Source organism: Rhodoferax sp. ZS1R25, from assembly GCF_056521335.1.
In genome coordinates, this window is sequence record NZ_JBWMAZ010000003.1 from 107,044 (window position 1) to 123,751 (window position 16,708).

Here is a 16,708-nt window from a genome sequence, read left to right on the forward strand (position 1 = left end):
GCACCGCTCAATGCAGACGCAAGCCTGCCAGCACATCCGACGACACTTCTCCCAGGGCACCCAGAAGATCGCGCTCCTCTAGACGATTCCTGCCGGCTCCCACAGCCGCCGAATAAGCGGATTCATAGGCCTTGATCTGGCTACGCGCTTCCAGATGGGCGGCGTGTTTGCTCAGTTTCAGACTGGGAGCTTCAAAGCCAGGGATTGCCAACCGTTTGTGGGTAACGTTGAGGAGGTTGCTGGCAAACCGCAGGGCATCTTCCCCCGTGGGCTCCAGCACCAGGAACTCCGAGAACCGTGACCGCAAGGACAAGGGAATCGCGCCCAGGTTGTTGGTCGTGGCCACAAACGTGATCCAGCTGGCGTCAAACCGCAGGCTCAGTGCGATGTCCTGAACATTGGTGGCCGTCACTGGTTCCAGCAGCCCATGCAACGATGCAATGGGACTTTGGTGCGTCTCTTGCCCGGAACCTCGGGCCTTGTCGATCTCATCCAGCAGCACCACAGGATTAGCCACTTCGTCGGTCAGCGCTTCAATGACCTCACCGGGGGCGCTATTGCCCCAGTTGCGATCACTTCCCAGGAGCCGGGAGCTAGTCACCTCCGTGTCAAAGGCAATCTTGTGCAAACGCACCCTGAGCAGCTGGGCGAGGTTCGCGCAGAAGTGTGTCTTGCCAACCCCAGGTGGCCCCACCAGCAAGACCGGTCGGATCTTGGGTGGAGACTTGCGGGCATGGGCCAGCTCGAAACACCCACGGATGTGCGCGATGACGTGTCTGAAGTGGGGGAACTCATTGCACAGGGCATCGAAGGACGCCGCAAGATCTCCGGCCGGCAGAGTGGAGATCGTTCGACGCGTGCTGCCCAGTCCGTCCTTGAAGAGCGTCCTGTACCAGTAGGTATTGGTGGACTGGGATTCACGGTCCCCCAGCTTGCACTTCTCCAGGAGGGTCAGCGCATCCTGCGTGTTGAAGATCTTGACCGTACTCCTCTTGCGTGAGAGGGATCGATCACGGTTCTGCAGGCGTTTGGTCTCATCGACATTGGGCGCATCTCTACCGAACGCAGCGCTCCTTCCGGAAGCTGGAGCCGGCATTGGCCCCTCAGAGAGTCCGTTTTTTCTCTGATCGCATTCGGTACGGGCTCTGAGCGCAGCTTCACGCGTAGCGTCTTGGACCTCCTCTGACACGGTCAGAGGCAGATACAGCGCAATGTGGTCAATGCGCTCTGATTCGCTGTCGAAGTGCCAAATCTTGGATTCTTGAAATTCACTCATCACAAAACTCCTGTTGCTGGAGCCAGTGGTGGTGACCGCCGACTCCTTTTAAGGGCCGGCTTCAGAACTGGGGTTCAGTTCTTAGGCGCGCGGCCACGACCCACGACGGACATGCATATGACCGTGGTGTTGGTGGTGGAGAAGAAGCGGTTTGCCATGGGGTTGAGCGTAGCGGTCTGGTGGGTCTCTGACAAATGTTTTTACAGAAATTTCCATGAAAGTGTGGTGCAAAAAATAAACGATATCGCTTATTCAATGCGCCATTCCACGGCACTTCAACGACGCCACCTGGGCTGTGTAAATGGGTACATCACGATCTTCCAGCAATAGAGAAACGTCAACAGACCGACCGGAAGGAGAACCACTCCGGTCACGATCCCCGCAATCCACGCAGTGATGGTCGGAGGCCCGAACAGGGGGCCCATCAAGTAGGGGATGAAATAGTTCACTGCAGTCGCCCACAGCCCGCAGATGCCAGCGCCGATTCCGAACAGGAGTGCCAGCGCCATGAACACGATGCCGGGTGATTTCTCACCAGTGGAGCCTTTTCGGGCACCGCACGCGGCGCACACGGACGCTTCGGCTGGTACCGCCGTGTGACAGAACGCGCACTTGGGTCCGTATCCACGAAAAGGATCGACTGTTTTTTCTCCCATCCCCTGCTACTCCCTTGATTGAAAGGCATTGAAATACGGGAGGTCACTCACTGCACGCTGCCAATAGTTAAATTGGCTTTAAATGAATAGCAAACTCCGTGGATGCAAATATAGCAGATTGAGATATTCAGAGGGTGTCAGCCAAGCCCTCACCACCCAAGAACTTACCGAACAGCGACGACTTGCGCGCTGTGGTGGCCTATCGGATCAGGGCTCTGAGGGTGCAACTGGGATGGTCGCAAGAAAGGCTGGCTCTGGAGTGCGATTTGGATCGCACCTATGTGTCGGCGCTGGAGCGCTCTGTTTGGAATGTCTCGCTTTCGAGCATTGAGGTCATCGCGAATGCACTGGGTACCAAGCCGTGGATGCTGCTGGTCCCACCAGATGATGAGGATTTTGCTTCGGCGTTCGACGAGTCGCTATAAGTCCGTCTGGATTTGCGGATTTTCTTCTATTTACGCGGCTGCTTTCAGGATTGGGTTGTCTCGATACTTGCCAGACGGCCAGCTTCTCTGCTTCAAGCATCAAGGTGCCCATACTTTCCGTCACGAGAGGCCAATACAAAGGATTTCAGTCAGTGGGCAGCCGCTTGATGTCTGCAATCAGTTGCAATTCCGTAAGGTATTCCCGGTGGAATTTGGCCATCCACTTCACCACATTGATGTTCTCCAGCAAACTCTTGATATGGGTTTTGATGATGGTGAGCTGTAGGTTCGCTGGTCCGTAGCTCTCGTCCAGCAACTTGGTGTCAGCCTGGACAGCAGCCAGCTCGCGCTCAAGTCTTCGTAGTGTTTCCGACGGGCCAGTGCTTTGAGCTTTGGTGGCGGCTTTCCCCACCAACTGATCTGCCGCAGTCCTATTGAGCATGGCCAGGGCTAGTTTGAGGGAATAGTTGTTGAGGTTGATCATGGCTTGCGCCACATCCATTTGGCGGAATGGCTTCATTTGCCGCAAAACACCGAACATCCCACGGGTAGCGGGCTTCTCCGCCAGAAGGGCGATAGCCTCTGGGCAGATTCCATCCAACAGTTTGAAGCGTTGACGGATCACATCGACCGATAGACCTAGAGCTTCGGAGAGTTTTCCTACCGGAGTTCCTCCCTCTACCGCTTTGACGATCATTTTGTGCTCTTGCACAATGGACAGCCGGTTAACTCGTTTGTTGTACGTGTAGCTTTCATCATCCTTGGAGACAAGGCACCGTGCGTGGGTATGTCCAAGGTCTCGCAAGGCTTCTGCACGAAGGTGACCGTCCAAGACCATGTAACCATCATGCCGCTCCGTGTCGGGAACCACCACAATGGATTCAATCAAACCAAGAGACCCAATGGAGGTACAGATTTGCTGGTATTTGACAGAAGTCTTGACGCCCGCTGGTAGCGTCTTCGATGGCCGCATCATGTCCAGCAGAACATCGACGCAATCGGTTTCAAATCCAAGCTGAACCGGCTTTCTTGGGCGATTCATCTTTGCACCCTGGCGCGACTGGACAACTCCGCAAGTGGTTGTGGGATGTTGGTCAACTTTTCCGCCTTGAGCAGGTTGCAGAAACCCCTATCTGCAAACAGCTCTCGGAATATCTGCTGAGCCAGGAGCAATGCATTTTGCGTGTGTTCCGCCTTCTTTTGAATCAATCGATGGTGGTCCACGTCACGTTGGTACAGTTTGGCTAGGTCGTCTGGACTCATATGCCTTTTGGTATTCGTCTTTGTGAAGTTGTTGGAGCCCTTCTTACCGCTACGCATGCGTTGATCCAGAATTTTCCGGACAACGTTGATTTTCTTGCCCTTCAAGTCGCCTCGTTCATAGGCTTCGAGCAAGAGCACCTGTGCTTCTTCTTCCGTTGCGCGGGAGATGATCACCGCCAAATGCATGGGAATATGCCCGGCTTCCGCAGCCGCCAACAGGCGCTTCTCTCCGCGTTCCATTAGGTTTGCCACGTTGTTCACCCATGAGGGGGTGCAGCCAATCTTCAGCGCAATCTGGGCATCGTTGTATCCGCGGCTACGCAGGCTACTCACTTGTTCCATGGTCTCATTGGCTCTCGGCATGCGTCTAGCCACGTTTTCGACAATGCTCATCACATGTCCGGTTTCTGCGTCAGCATCAATCACTATGGCTGCGATTTCGGTTTCTCCAAGCATCTGACAGGACTCAAGCCGCCCTTGACCGCAGACCAACGAGTACTGTTGACCACCTTGCTTTGAATGGTTGCGCCGAACGGTGATAGGCCGTTTCAGACCCACCATTCCTATATTGTCAGTGATCTCTTGATGCACTTTGGGATTACGGGTGCGAGGGTTGGTGACCACAATCTCGCTGATCGGGATCATTTCGACCTTGGTGGATTCAGTCATCAAGCAGCCTCCTTGAGCGGCACACGACCAGCGAGTGAGTAGAAATACTCCAGAGTCGGCATCCGGTAGGCATCCAATGTGAATTCGTTGTCTTCTTTAGTCGGGAGCCTGTCCTGTGAAAAATCGATGGACGGGAAGACGTAGTAATCGAGTGCCCGTTGATTCGTGATGTCCATCCGTGCCACCACCGTAATGTCGGGTTCTAAACTGGCGTCGAATCGGATATTCCATCGGAAGTTTCCACTGGGCAGCGACTTGCAGCGGGCAATAACCAGGGAGGTCGTGAACTCACCATTGACGGTCAAAAGATCCGTAATGGGATTGCGCTGTGTCCAGCCGCCGGCATCCTGAATGCCGTAGGTCATCTCCGTTATTAACTCTGGGTGACGCCGCCGCAATTCACGATTGATCTCCAAATAGGCGTAGTCGCGCCTTGGCGTAAACCCAACCAAGCTGTACGCGTTCAAGAGGCTACCGAACCGATTGCGATAGGCAGAGCTGGAGGGCATGCCATCCTCTTCGTCAATCACCATCCCCGAGAGTGCACCGTACCGCTCCAACGTCAGCTTGAGCAATTCCAGCATCTGCGCGTTGTCCAGATGCAGGGACCTGTTGGCGATGATTTCTTGAACACGCAGAAACTCTTCCACAGGAACTATGGCGGCAAATGCCCCGTCCTTGCGAATCCACTCCGCTGGCGCATTCTTCTGGTGCTGTATCTTCAGTTTGAAGGAGGTGCGGTTGTAGACGTTGTTGCCGATGTACTTTTCGTTCGTCAGTATTTGATGCACTGTCCCCCGTGTCCAAGCGGAGTCGGTGTCGTTTTTGATTTCTTGCCGGTTCAGAGTGGACGCAATGACACGCTCCGGCATGCCACCTTCAAGAAATAGCCGATAAATCTCATGGACAACGGTGACTTCTTCTGGTGGCCCAGCGACCAGAAAAACGCGGTCAGTTTGGATGCTTTTTCTCTCACCGCGGGAGAGGATGGTTTTAACGGCATGGTGCTCATCCACCAATTGGCGGCGCAGGCCAAATCCAGGTGCCCCACCTTGCCTGTAGCCAAGCTGCACCAGATTTTTGTGCCCTGCAAAGACTTTGACTGACAGCTCGCGGCTGTATTCAGCGGCCATGCTGCGTTTGAGGCCCACCATGACGCTACCAGTAGTGGAACCATCGTTGGCGAATGGCTCCGCGCAGTAAATAACTTTGATCCCGCGCCGCTTGCATGTCCGCTCGTATTCCCCGGCCTCGTCAGGATCAGGGAACCGCCCCCAACGGCTTACGTCATAGACAAGAACGGCCTGAAAACCGGGATTGGGTTGTTGAACGTCATGCAGCAGTTGTTGAAGGCCCGCTCTGCCACGGATGCTGAGGCCACTTTTTCCGGCATCCGCGTAGGTACGGACTATCTGCATGCCATGGCTGTCGGCGTACTCTTGTATGGCCATGCCTTGGTTTTCCGTGGAGTAGCGCTGGTGTTCCGTGGACATGCGTACATACTGAGCCACAGGTACTAGACCTTGTTCAGGTTGCCCCAAAGCACTCTTTGACGACACAGCGGCCACGACAATCCTTATGAAAAGATTGCAACCTCGTTTTGCTGCTGGAAGACGGTTTGTGCGCAGTATCGGCCCGCACAGACGGTTTTCCAGTTGGAGCAATTACCCGAGATTTATTCCGCGCCTAGGATTGCCAAAAGCAGTGAAAGGTTTGTGTGTCGGTAACGCAACAATTCATCGTGAACCTCATTCAGCGGGTTGTCAATGCCTTATTCAGCAGCGTGTGAGCCTGAACAGTGACTTCAGACTCATGGTGGAAGAATCGTGGGAGAAGTGGCTACTGAAGCCACGAAAGCAGTTCGAGCTCTCCGGAAAGTTGAGTTAGGCGCAAGTTCCCGCCCCCATATTTGAATACAAAAGTATGGCTACTTGCAGAAGGGATGACAAAGTACTACTGGAGTTTGCTGACCGCCAGCGCTCGTTAGTCGTAAGTCAATTCCTCCACGGCAAAGCAACAGGTTGGCCGGGTTAACATGACAAAAAATTCCACCACGAGGGCATTCGTGCGGGACGAGAGAATTTTGGGGGAGGAAAATGCCGCGCTATTTGAAGCACCGAACGTCGAACGTCTACATCGACGGATTTCACTTGCTCGTCCTTATTGAGAAGCTGATGCTGGAGGCGCATCTCTTTCCCAATATTGTTGGGGAAGGAACTGCATCCTCACCCTATGTGATGGATTCTGCTGCCGACTGGGTCGAGCTATGGAGGAATGCGCGTCGACCAGACGTCTACTTCAAGGTCGCCGGGCGACTTATAAAAAAGGACCAGCGAGTCTACATGTCTGATCTTGGTCCTGCCTATCTGCAAGCAGAAACGGCGGTCGAAGCAGCATGTAAGGCCTTCGAGCGGCGCTATGGAAGACTGCCAAGACTTCAGAGAACAGATATCTATGACTCAGTGATGCCAGATGGTTCCCTCCAGAGAAAAGCTATCTATGACTCGGCGATGCGAGATGGCATCCTCAAGGTGTGGCCTGGCGAAATACCTGTACATGCACTCCGCCACATTAGGCTTACTGGTAAAGCGCCGACGACGTGGACTGCTGTTGATTTGTCTAGGGTGATCGTGGCAGCGGCAAAGGCTGCTGGTGCAGGTACTGCACCATTTTCATATCTCCATGAAGATGATCAATCTACACTTCAAGATTGGATTGACAGCAATACACACAATGCCCCGGAGTACCAGCGCCTGGCGGATCGGTTCGTGGATCCCGGAAAGATCTATGAGCAAAGCCGTGCCAAGCTCATACAAGAGGGAGGTGCCCCGGCTGTACTAACTTGGAGCACTATTGCTCGTGCCCCCGCGATCGCGAAGGCAATTCGTTCGCTCCTGAAAGGGGAGACACTTGCTCTGTCAAAGGACTATTCCCGCTACCAGTTTCTACTTCCAGTAACGGTGGCTACGATCTTTTTTGCAGAGCCATATAGGAACAAGCGAGCGTGGCCAATTAATCTGATGGTGCTTGATCTAGCAGAGACGGGGCTCGCCGGCTTTACTTGGGATGCGATCCTCTGGCATCCGCTGGCAATACCTCGACAAGCGAGCATTGCCCCCGGTAATGCCATCCATGCTCATCCTCTGCCCATCGGCCCGGCTGAGGACCGGCGGACGTTTCGGTCGATCACAAACACGTTAGACCTTCATTTGGTCGGGGGACTGTTGCCTGCCAGTCCTACCATGGGAGGGAAAATTGGAGGAAATCCACTGTTCAAACAACCTAGACCGCAAACACCACAGGAAATATTGGCGCAGGCTCCTCGCCATCCCGGGTCTGTCAGCAGCGTGCAATTTGATTTCATTCATCAAAAAGAAATTGACGTCGTACTTCGCTGGCTTATGACAATTCCCGAGATTTCTGGATCATTTACTGCGGAAAATGCTCTTGGACAACCAAATGTAGTTCTGGCTCCTTCCGATGTTCTCAAGTGCGTAGTCAACGGAAATCAAGAGATGACTACTTTGTTGATGACATTGGCGACTGTCTTTAGACTGCGCATTCGCGGACTAAACCTGCTGTGAGTGGAACTATGTAGCCGTCATGCTGAGCTTTGATGACCATTAGGCGGCGCGTCCCCTGCAAGGCGCTATCCAATTTGGACGGAAAGTCACATTCGATAGGAGGCAGGAGCACACCGGAGGCAGATCAGCACAGGCACGGTTTTTAGGGCACAACTGAGGAGAAAACCCATTGTGAGTAACTCTGTGCCCCTTTGAAGATTGCATCTTCCTCATCGAATCCTTCCTCCTTAATAGGTTTCATCGATGACAAGGAGTGCACACCCACGATTCTCCCGTTGAGCAGTACCAGACCCCAATCAGTTCGCCCAGTAATGGGATCCGTAAAAACTTTTCGGAGGTGTCTTTGTGTCGTGTTAGAACGCGAGTCACTTGTCAGATCTTGCAGGCTAGCGGGATAGCCCTCTAATCCCGCTGGCAACCCTGGGCGTTCACGGTAGCTGCGGATCGCAAATCTAAATTGTTTTCCTATCGCGATTAGTTCTTTTTCTTGGTCGCGTCGCATTGCGAGGGAGTCAAGTTGCATGGTTGTAGACAATGCCAAGCCTACTAAGGCCACACTAATCAGCAACCATAAATAAGCGAACCCTAGTTGCAGGTTTGATCTCCGCATTAAGAAATCAGAACTGGGCATACGGTATCCCGTCTTCAGCGGTCCCTTGCGCACCACTTCGAAGGTCGTACACACCGCTTTTCCCACTCACAGGAGGCGCCAATAGTACCCAAGTCCTACTGGATTCGGTTATTGGATCGACTGGCATTGAGCGCAGATACTGAAGCTCCACTAGCTCCTCCAACGTTGTCGGATAGCGCCCTTTGTCGGATTGAAACTGGTCGATGGATCTTCGTACAACTTGTAGATTCTGCTTGAGCACTATTGATTTCGACTTCCCAAGAGAGCCAAAATAGCGTGGTAGTGCCACGGTTAGTAGCAACGCGACAATAGCCAAGACGACCAGCATCTCAATTAGGGTGAAACCCTTGGCGAACCTGCGGAAACTTTTCACCATGATCGATATGGGACTCCGTTAAGTCCCACCTTGTCCGAGTGCGAATAGACATCAAATACATCTGCGCCCGGAGAGGGGGCATCAGGTGGTGAGACATAGCTTCGCAACCCCCAAGTTAGTTCGGGATTGCTCACCTCTTGCTCAAACAATGGATCTGCAGGCAAGCGTCGAAGAAAGTACAACTTCTGGCCTGTCGGACTCCGTTGATCGACTACGCCTTCCACCAGAATGTTAAGACTAGGTGGATAACCACTTTGCCCTATTTTGAGCAGAATACGCCCCTGCTCTGATGCTCGTTTATACGCGTCCAAGGCCCCACGAATTTCAATTAGTGCCATGCGAAGGTCGTGCTCCCTGTGCCGCTGAATGAGCACCTGCGTCATGGGCGCAGCCATCAAGACAAGCACAGCCATGATTGCCAAAGATGTCATCAATTCAACGAACGAGAATCCTTGCCGGCTGCGACGCAAGCGCACTTCATTCATGGCGTCGTGGCAGATTGCGGTGTTGTTGGACTAGGCTCTGATTGCCGGACGGCCTTTATGGACAAAGGCTTATCACCAATGCTCGAATCGGTGCCCGACTCAAATTCGGCGGACAGCAGATCAGGACGACGAATCGAACGCACAACCCTTGGGGTGATCGACAGCAAAATCTCGCTTCTCTGGTTGTCATCCTTCTGACTTCCAAATAAGCGTCCTAGGATTGGCATCTCACCCACACCTGGTACCTTATTCGAAGTGGACCTGTCTTCATCACTGATCAGGCCCGCCAAAATTTGCGTTTCTCCGTTCCTGAGCCGCAATACGGTGTTCGCCCCACGAGTGCCTATTTGGTAGGACAGCGACCCAGCTTTGCTCAGAACTTCCTTAACCAAACTGGAGACCTCAAGGCTGACCTTGATGGCAACGTCATCGTCTAGATAAATCGTAGGCTCGACTTCCAATTTCAAGCCCACATCTATGTAATTCACCGACTCTGCTGTAAACCCGGTTGCCGTCGACGTCGTTGTTATGACTGGGACACGATCCCCAATCAACACCTTCGCCTTCTCTTTATTTCGCACACGTATTCGAGGATTAGCCAATAGATTGGCGTTCTGGTCCTCCTTACGGGCATTAATATTGAGACTACCCAAGGTAGCTTGGGTAGTCGAGGCATTCATGTCTTTCAGCGCTTGTAAAGTCAGAGGCGTTGTCCCAATCTGAAGAGGGGCAAGTGCCAACTGACTGGGCCACTGAACACCAAGCTCCAGTAAACGCGTTCGCTTTACTTCAAGAATTTCTACCTCAAGCATCACCTCTGGGTCGCCGAGGTCTTGGAGTGCAACAATGCGCTCAGCCATCCGAATCGCCTGGGGTGTGTCACGAATGATAAGAATCCCCAAACGTTCATCTACTACGATGTCTTGAGTCTTGACGATCGTCTTGATGCTGTTTGCGATTACCTTGACGTCAGCGTTTGCCAAAAAGAAACTGCGGACAGATAGCGGCTGGTAGTCTTTTACCTTTTGTGGTGTATTGGGATAGATCAGCACAGAGTTTTCATTCAAGACTTTGTACTTCAACTGGTTTGTCGTCATCAGCAAGTGCATGACATCTTCCAGACTGGTGTCCTTCGCACTCAAGGTAACTCGCAAGTCTGGACGTACATCATTGTCAAAGAAAAAGTTCAATCCAGATACTTGAGACAAATACTCAAACGTGGACTTCAGAGGGACATCTCGAAACTGCAAGGAAATTGGCTTCCGGTATACGGATGAAAGAGCCGTTTCACGGCGAAACTCGGCTGCTCGGCTCTCGTCGATCTGGGACTTAAGTGCAAGGGCTTCCTTGTGCTGCGGGTTTTCTATAAGGACGGTGCGAACACTCTCAAGCACTTCATTGCTTGTAGTCGGCCCATCCTTCATGAATTGATTGCGAGCTTGCGAGATCAACGACGCGTGTCTACGGTCACTGGCGATCACACCAAGCCCCTGTTTCACGATAAGGTTCTCAGGGTCAATCACCAAGGCCTGCTTGAAAGCCGTGTCAGCGTCATCCAATCGGTTCTCACGACGAGCGACCTCCGCCAAAGCTACAAATCGATTGATCAAGGAAGCACGTTGGTTGGCTAAGGCGATTCGGTATTCAGCATTTTTGGGCTCCAATCGAACCGCCTCCTGCAGTTTTCCGAGTCCGTCCTGGACCCTACCTTCCGCAAGTAGTACATTTCCTTCGCGAAATGCCTGTGAGCCTGCGCATCCCATCAATGTGATGCTCAGAAACACTGTGGCCAGTCTTCTTAAGAAGATATCTTGCGACCAGCTTCTCGCAGCTTCACCCATCATTTTTATTTTCAATTTGTTGTCCCTAATTCAAGTGTCTGCAGCTGGTTCAACGGTATGTACCGAAAACTCAATGCACTTCCATCGAAACTTTCTACTTTGTAGGTTTGATCTATCACCTCGTTGATTCGCACGGCGAGATTTTGAGTTCCCTGCTGCAGAAAAAATACATCCACAGTACCGTCGGAATACCGTCCAACACTTCGAAAAGGCAGTGGCGGTGCTTGAGGGAGGGCGGGTGGAATTGGAGCTGTAATCTGCGCAACAGCGTGCTGCGGCAGAGGCGGTTTCAAATCAACAACTTTTTGCGGAAAAAGTGAAAATTCTTTATCTGCGCCATCTGTTCGATTATGGATAGCCAGAACTTGTGTGTCTCCCATGGAGGCTTCCACGTGCGGATTTTTTAGTGCTTGTGTAATGGCAGGTGTACCGCGACCTTCCGGCGAAGAATGCATCGCAATTGCTACTCCAGCGCCAGAATCATTTGGTGCAAACCAAGCCAACACCAGCGTTGCGCATAAAGTTACCGCCAGCAGCACATGAAATCTCTTCATTTTCATGGCGCGGCCACTGTGGCATTGGGAGATGAAACATCAGACCGCAATGATGGGAGCTGGGTATACAACACCAGTTCAAGCTTGGCTTCAACATTTGCACCATCTATCTTCTCGCGCTTGAACTGGAGATTTCGCAATGCCAGGCTCCTTTGATCTCGGAGGGTGCTGCTAATGAATTGATACACAGAGCCTGCTGGTCCTTTTATTGGCCACGTGATCTGATACTGTTGAAATCTCCCTTGATTATTTATCTGTTTCCGGTAATCGCCGCGCAGAATAGTAAGGCCGTTCTTGTTTGCCAAACTCAATAGACTCTGAACCGCGAATGGGATTTCGGAATCAGCCGGTAGTATTTTTTCGAATTCCGAAGTACCACTTACAACATTTGAATTGGCGAGCTTCTTGAAAGCATCCAATTGACCATCCAAAGATGTCAATTTGCCATTCAAAGCTGCAAGCTGCTCGATCCCGTTACGTTCCATTTGCCATAGCGAAAGGGAGATAAAAGCGCTCCCTAGCAAAAATAGCCCTGTGAAGCCAATTTGGGCATGGAGCGATGAGAGAGTTCGCCTCATTTCCCAGTCCCACCGAAGTATCTGACGCTGCAAACTCCGTCTCATTGGTCCACCCATGGCGCTTCTACCCTGAACTGAATTGGTGCTCCGACTTCTGTTTCAAGAACTTCATGCCGCGTTAGATAGGCACTTGAAAAAGGTTTATGCGACCCCAAGAAACCCACGTACAACATCATGTCATCGCTGCTTTTTGCTTTTGCCAGAACTTTGATCACCGGCGAAGTTTCTGCCGAAGCCGCTTGCAGATCGATATTTAATATCTCAACATGAATATCTTGTGGCGGCTGTAATCCGAAGAGGAGTTTTTCAATTGGGATATTTAATTCACGTATTGCCTGATTGATCTCTAGGATTCGTGTTTTATCTTCATTTGAGAAGACATTCGTGCTGGGCTTCGTGATTGCAAGTTTTTCTTGTTCACTCCATTTAGAGCGCAACAATCTCAATTCCGAATGAATTGACAATGTGTTGATCGCAAAAATTGCAACGAAGAATAGAGCGAGTACACAGATCGATAGCTGCAAAATCGTGAGGATTTTTCTTCGGGGAAGTGCATTCAATACCTTTGGTATCCGGGTCGATTCCAAGCATAGGTGGAGATCGGGATGCATACCGGGTGAAGCACTCGAGTTCACATCTATTAACTCAAAGCTTCTATCAATACTTCCCGCCGCGATGGTGCAAGTGGCTAGATTGGTGACACTCAGTTTTTCAACACTGAGCAACGATGGATCCTGCATGCGCCAACGCTGCCATTGCGCGGGTAACAAGTTAATGCCGTGTCCTTCCACTCTCCGCGCACTGACACCCGACAAATGTTTTCCGTCAATGCTTTGCAGCAGCTGAAGCCAACCTTCATCAACAACCGACAGAATCTGCAAAGAACTTTCCTTCCGCAGTTTGAGCCATGCAGCAATCCCGGTTGGAAGTACCGACGTAAGAACACCACCAATATCCGAAGCGAGTCGATGCAGACTCTCAAGAACTAGGCCCGGATAGGCAACGACAATTCGTGGTTGTCCATAGGGGGCCGACTCCCAACGAACAGTGTCTTTTGTTGCTACTTCGAACCCTTGATTGGCAAGATACTGCCGCACAGTAGCGTCGGACGGCAATGCTGCCCGGTGCCCACCCCTCCAAGGAACAACCACAGTCCCCAACCACAGCTCAGAAATTAACACCACGATCCGCTTTGCGCGTACGCCTGAAGCAAGGAGTTCGCTGCGCAAACCGTCAATGGCAGCTGTCAGGGCACTCTCAACAGACGCCTTCCCTGGCTCTCCGTGAATATCTTGCTTTTTATATGTATGGTCTGTCCATGCACCATCTCTGTGAACTGAACAATGGACATATCTCGCTGCGACGACGATGTGGAGTTCTCCGTCACCATAGGATTTCTCAACCGACGACACGAAGCACCTCCGACAGAGTCGTTTCTCCTCTTGAGACCCATTGCATGGCCACATCTCTTAGCGTTTGTAAACCAGCTTGGGTCGCATACTGTTTCAAGACAGAAATCGGCGCCCTCGTCGTAATCATTTCTCGCAAGGTGTCGTCGATGATCAAGACCTCCGCAACAGCCCTGCGCCCTTTGTATCCAACACCTCGACAGTGCCCGCATCCCTGGCCCGCCAGGAAGTTCCAACCTTGTAGGTCTGCGCTCTCTAAACCAGCAGACACTAACTCTTCATCACCAGGGATTTCTGGTTTCGCGCATTGAGCGCAGTTCAAACGTACAAGACGTTGAGCCACTACGCCATTGAGCGCCGCCGAGAAACTGTACGGGTCCACTCCCATGTGCAGGAACCGACCTAGCACGTCGAACACGTTATTTGCGTGAACTGTCGTAAAGACAAGGTGCCCAGTAAGAGCCGCCTGTACAGCGATTTGAGCTGTTTCGTCATCACGGATCTCACCAACCATGATCCGATCAGGATCATGGCGCAAGATAGATCGCAGGCCACGGGCAAAGGTCAGTCCTTTTTTTTCATTGACCGGTATCTGCAAAACACGGGGTAAGCGATATTCGACAGGATCCTCTATGGTGATGATCTTGTCACCACCGCCTTGAATTTCCGTTATCGCAGCGTACAGCGTGGTTGTTTTCCCGGAACCTGTTGGCCCGGTGACCAACAACATGCCATGTGGTTTGCTCGCCAACTTGCGAATGGCGGCGATTGTGTTGCGATCCAGGCCGAGATTTTCAAGACGCAGTGATTTCTGTTCTTCAGTGAGTGATTGTCGATCCAGTAAACGTAAAACGGCATCTTCACCGAAGATGTTGGGCATCACCGAGACGCGAAAATCAACTTCCCGTCCATTGACCCGAACCTTAAATCGCCCGTCTTGCGGCGTCCGTCTCTCCGCAATATCCAGGTCAGCCATCACCTTCACTCTCGAAATGATCTGCTCGGCAGTATCTTTTCCCTGGACTTGGGTGATGGGGATCAGCACGCCATCAATGCGGTACTGCACATGCAGACTACCCGCATCACACTCCAGATGGATGTCACTGGCTTGCAGTTTCAGCGCGTCATAAATTGTTGAATTGACTAGTCTTACGACGGGACTTGGATCGTCACTGATAGAGGAGAGGGTAATGACGGCCGCCACGTCCTCGTCGATTTCCTGCGAACTATGCGCGTCGAAACCGTCCATTGCCTTCAACTGTCGCTCAAGCTGCGCCAAGCAGGCTTCAAACTCAGCGGAGAGCGCCAACACGATCTTGGGTACTACGCCATATGCGCCGCATTGGCGTAAGGCCCAATCCTCGTTCATGCCGTCAAACGGATCAATTTGTACTAGACACAATGAATCGGACTCATCACTTGCCAATAGCAGTCCTCGTTGAAGACATTGGACATACGAAATGACGTCAAATCGAGGTTCCAGAACATGCAAATCCGTCATTTGCAGCACTGGGTAGTTAAAGACAATGCCCAATGCTTCAATCAACAACGCCGGAGAGCATGAAAGTGCTTCGACCAGTGCATCTGACATGGGGATGTTACGCAGCAAGCAAGCTTCTCGCGCCATCTTTAGTGCTGCAGGCGTAATCTGCAGCGCGAGTTCACGAGAGGAGAGTGTCATTACAAGCTGCCAGCTAACTCAAATATGGGCATGTACATGAGAACAACTACAGCCCCAATGACAAGGCCAATAATCATCATCAAAATAGGCTCGAGCAACTTTGAAGCCCAGTCAACCCAACGCGCAAAGTCATCGTCAGCGAAGCGAGCCGTGCGCTCAAGCATTTCTGCCATTTGACCGGAACGCTCCCCAACTGCAATCAGAGACTGCGCCACAGGGGTCGCTAGTGACACGTGGGTCAATGCAACTGAGAGGCGCTGCCCCTCTTCTACAGCTACTTGGCACTGAGACATCCTGGCTTGCTGAGCTTTCCCAAGCAGTGCGGTAGACATCTTCATTGCACGAGGCAATGCAATTCCCGAAGCAAGTAACAATGAAACAGCCCAATAGAACCGGGCAAGTTGGAATTCACTTGCTTTTTCGGACAACCATGGAAGACGCAGTACCTGGGCCACTAACCACGACCGGCCGACCGGCAACGAAAGGCCCCAGGTAATCAATATCAAAACGGCCAAACCACCACCTAACGACCACTCCGCATGCTGATGAACAAACTTGCCGAAGGCCAACAGTGCCGCGGACATCCACGGAATTTCACGGCCCGAGGTCTCATATACAAGAGCAAAGCGGGGTACAACATACCCCATCAGAAATAGTGTGACCAGGCCACCGACAAACAACAATAGTGCCGGATATATGGCCGCAGACATCAGTTTCTTGCGGATTTGCTCAAATTGAATTTGGTAGGCAATGTAGCGTTTGAGGGACTGCGGCAAGTCCCCTGTCCTCTCTGACGCACGGACGGTGGCAACATACACAACCGGAAAATGCGCAGGCAGAAGGCCAAGCACATCCGAAAAATTTCTTCCTTGCTGAAGCGCAGACAAAATGTCGGCCAATACCTGTTGCACATTCCGCCTCCGCTCCTTGGCATGGAGAGTTATCAGTGCTTCGGTAAGATTGAGTCCTGCCTCCAGTAGTGCCAACAGTTCTTGGCTAAACACTAGTAAATTGAATTTAACGGAGCCTGTACTGGGGTAAGTAGCTTCGTCGTTACTCAAGATCGTTTCGACTGCGATAATTCGCAACCCCTGCGCAGCCATTTTACGAATCGCTTCCGCCTCTGATGCAGCGACCAATTCCACCCATTGCTCGCCACCATAAGTATGGTGAACATTAAGGCGGAATCGAAGATGAGCGTTTTGGCTACCTTCCAGTGTAGAACTAGCGGCTCGGCTGTTGTCAACGAGCGGATCGGAATTGATCATGATTCCATCAAA

The 16,708-nt window shown here is 52.0% G+C and carries 15 protein-coding genes; 3 read left to right on the plus strand and 12 right to left on the minus strand.

Annotated elements, in window-relative coordinates:
- Nucleotides 1-7: 7 nt before the first annotated feature.
- Nucleotides 8-1,276, minus strand: a complete 1,269-nt coding sequence (locus AC097R_RS18370) for an AAA family ATPase (RefSeq protein WP_479599665.1) — start codon at nt 1,274-1,276, stop codon at nt 8-10.
- 117 nt (nt 1,277-1,393) lie between these two features.
- Between AC097R_RS18370 and AC097R_RS18375 the strand changes: the two genes are divergently transcribed.
- Both AC097R_RS18375 and AC097R_RS18380 read left to right on the plus strand, forming a co-directional pair.
- On the plus strand, nt 1,394-1,606 hold the full coding sequence (locus AC097R_RS18375; protein WP_479599666.1) for a hypothetical protein: 213 nt from the start codon (nt 1,394-1,396) through the stop codon (nt 1,604-1,606).
- Between the two features lie 520 nt (nt 1,607-2,126).
- Nucleotides 2,127-2,357: a helix-turn-helix domain-containing protein gene (locus tag AC097R_RS18380; protein WP_479599883.1), complete on the plus strand. Its 231-nt coding sequence runs from the start codon at nt 2,127-2,129 to the stop codon at nt 2,355-2,357.
- A gap of 145 nt (nt 2,358-2,502) precedes the next feature.
- Here AC097R_RS18380 and AC097R_RS18385 read toward each other — a convergent pair whose 3' ends face one another.
- Genes AC097R_RS18385 through AC097R_RS18395 form a run of 3 tightly spaced genes read right to left on the minus strand, consistent with a single transcriptional unit; the run spans nt 2,503 to nt 5,857 of the window.
- Nucleotides 2,503-3,399 (minus strand): plasmid partitioning protein RepB C-terminal domain-containing protein, encoded by an 897-nt coding sequence (locus AC097R_RS18385; RefSeq protein WP_479599667.1) that lies wholly within the window; start codon nt 3,397-3,399, stop codon nt 2,503-2,505.
- Complete coding sequence (locus AC097R_RS18390; RefSeq protein WP_479599668.1) at nt 3,396-4,289, minus strand: plasmid partitioning protein RepB C-terminal domain-containing protein; 894 nt, start codon at nt 4,287-4,289, stop codon at nt 3,396-3,398. The genes AC097R_RS18385 and AC097R_RS18390 overlap by 4 nt, the downstream gene beginning before the upstream one ends.
- Nucleotides 4,289-5,857, minus strand: coding sequence for a recombinase family protein (locus AC097R_RS18395; protein WP_479599669.1), 1,569 nt, complete (start codon nt 5,855-5,857; stop codon nt 4,289-4,291). The genes AC097R_RS18390 and AC097R_RS18395 overlap by 1 nt, the downstream gene beginning before the upstream one ends.
- A 528-nt stretch (nt 5,858-6,385) precedes the next feature.
- Here AC097R_RS18395 and AC097R_RS18400 point away from each other — a divergent pair.
- A complete protein-coding gene (locus AC097R_RS18400; protein WP_479599670.1) occupies nt 6,386-7,873 on the plus strand; it encodes a hypothetical protein in 1,488 nt (495 codons plus the stop codon).
- A 617-nt stretch (nt 7,874-8,490) separates the two neighbouring features.
- On the opposite strand, the gene AC097R_RS18405 is transcribed toward AC097R_RS18400, so the two are convergent.
- Genes AC097R_RS18405 through AC097R_RS18440 form a run of 8 tightly spaced genes read right to left on the minus strand, consistent with a single transcriptional unit; the run spans nt 8,491 to nt 16,696 of the window.
- Nucleotides 8,491-8,880 (minus strand): type II secretion system protein, encoded by a 390-nt coding sequence (locus AC097R_RS18405; RefSeq protein WP_479599671.1) that lies wholly within the window; start codon nt 8,878-8,880, stop codon nt 8,491-8,493.
- On the minus strand, nt 8,874-9,365 hold the full coding sequence (locus tag AC097R_RS18410; protein WP_479599672.1) for a type II secretion system protein: 492 nt from the start codon (nt 9,363-9,365) through the stop codon (nt 8,874-8,876). The genes AC097R_RS18405 and AC097R_RS18410 overlap by 7 nt, the downstream gene beginning before the upstream one ends.
- On the minus strand, nt 9,362-11,221 hold the full coding sequence (locus tag AC097R_RS18415) for a FecR domain-containing protein (RefSeq protein ID WP_479599673.1): 1,860 nt from the start codon (nt 11,219-11,221) through the stop codon (nt 9,362-9,364). The genes AC097R_RS18410 and AC097R_RS18415 overlap by 4 nt, the downstream gene beginning before the upstream one ends.
- Nucleotides 11,218-11,766, minus strand: a complete 549-nt coding sequence (locus AC097R_RS18420) for a hypothetical protein (RefSeq protein WP_479599674.1) — start codon at nt 11,764-11,766, stop codon at nt 11,218-11,220. The genes AC097R_RS18415 and AC097R_RS18420 overlap by 4 nt, the downstream gene beginning before the upstream one ends.
- The gene (locus AC097R_RS18425; protein ID WP_479599675.1) at nt 11,763-12,338 is read right to left on the minus strand and encodes a hypothetical protein; all 576 of its coding nucleotides are present in this window, start codon (nt 12,336-12,338) and stop codon (nt 11,763-11,765) included. The genes AC097R_RS18420 and AC097R_RS18425 overlap by 4 nt, the downstream gene beginning before the upstream one ends.
- Nucleotides 12,339-12,379: 41 nt before the next feature.
- Nucleotides 12,380-13,750: a hypothetical protein gene (locus tag AC097R_RS18430; RefSeq protein WP_479599676.1), complete on the minus strand. Its 1,371-nt coding sequence runs from the start codon at nt 13,748-13,750 to the stop codon at nt 12,380-12,382.
- Entirely contained in the window at nt 13,737-15,428 is a 1,692-nt protein-coding gene (locus AC097R_RS18435; RefSeq protein ID WP_479599677.1) for a GspE/PulE family protein, read from the minus strand. The genes AC097R_RS18430 and AC097R_RS18435 overlap by 14 nt, the downstream gene beginning before the upstream one ends.
- Nucleotides 15,428-16,696 (minus strand): type II secretion system F family protein, encoded by a 1,269-nt coding sequence (locus AC097R_RS18440; RefSeq protein ID WP_479599678.1) that lies wholly within the window; start codon nt 16,694-16,696, stop codon nt 15,428-15,430. The genes AC097R_RS18435 and AC097R_RS18440 overlap by 1 nt, the downstream gene beginning before the upstream one ends.
- Nucleotides 16,697-16,708: the final 12 nt, after the last annotated feature.

Excerpts from the sequence above, each read along its gene's own strand:
- AC097R_RS18400 (WP_479599670.1), top strand. The coding sequence starts at position 6,386 with ATGCCGCGCTATTTGAAGCACCGAACGTCGAACGTCTACATCGACGGA.
- AC097R_RS18390 (WP_479599668.1), bottom strand. The coding sequence starts at position 4,289 with ATGACTGAATCCACCAAGGTCGAAATGATCCCGATCAGCGAGATTGTG.
- AC097R_RS18435 (WP_479599677.1), bottom strand. The coding sequence starts at position 15,428 with ATGACACTCTCCTCTCGTGAACTCGCGCTGCAGATTACGCCTGCAGCA.
- AC097R_RS18425 (WP_479599675.1), bottom strand. The coding sequence starts at position 12,338 with ATGAGGCGAACTCTCTCATCGCTCCATGCCCAAATTGGCTTCACAGGG.
- AC097R_RS18405 (WP_479599671.1), bottom strand. The coding sequence starts at position 8,880 with ATGGTGAAAAGTTTCCGCAGGTTCGCCAAGGGTTTCACCCTAATTGAG.
- AC097R_RS18410 (WP_479599672.1), bottom strand. The coding sequence starts at position 9,365 with ATGAATGAAGTGCGCTTGCGTCGCAGCCGGCAAGGATTCTCGTTCGTT.
- AC097R_RS18420 (WP_479599674.1), bottom strand. The coding sequence starts at position 11,766 with ATGAAAATGAAGAGATTTCATGTGCTGCTGGCGGTAACTTTATGCGCA.
- AC097R_RS18375 (WP_479599666.1), top strand. The coding sequence starts at position 1,394 with ATGACCGTGGTGTTGGTGGTGGAGAAGAAGCGGTTTGCCATGGGGTTG.
- AC097R_RS18385 (WP_479599667.1), bottom strand. The coding sequence starts at position 3,399 with ATGAATCGCCCAAGAAAGCCGGTTCAGCTTGGATTTGAAACCGATTGC.
- AC097R_RS18370 (WP_479599665.1), bottom strand. The coding sequence starts at position 1,276 with ATGAGTGAATTTCAAGAATCCAAGATTTGGCACTTCGACAGCGAATCA.
- AC097R_RS18440 (WP_479599678.1), bottom strand. The coding sequence starts at position 16,696 with ATGATCAATTCCGATCCGCTCGTTGACAACAGCCGAGCCGCTAGTTCT.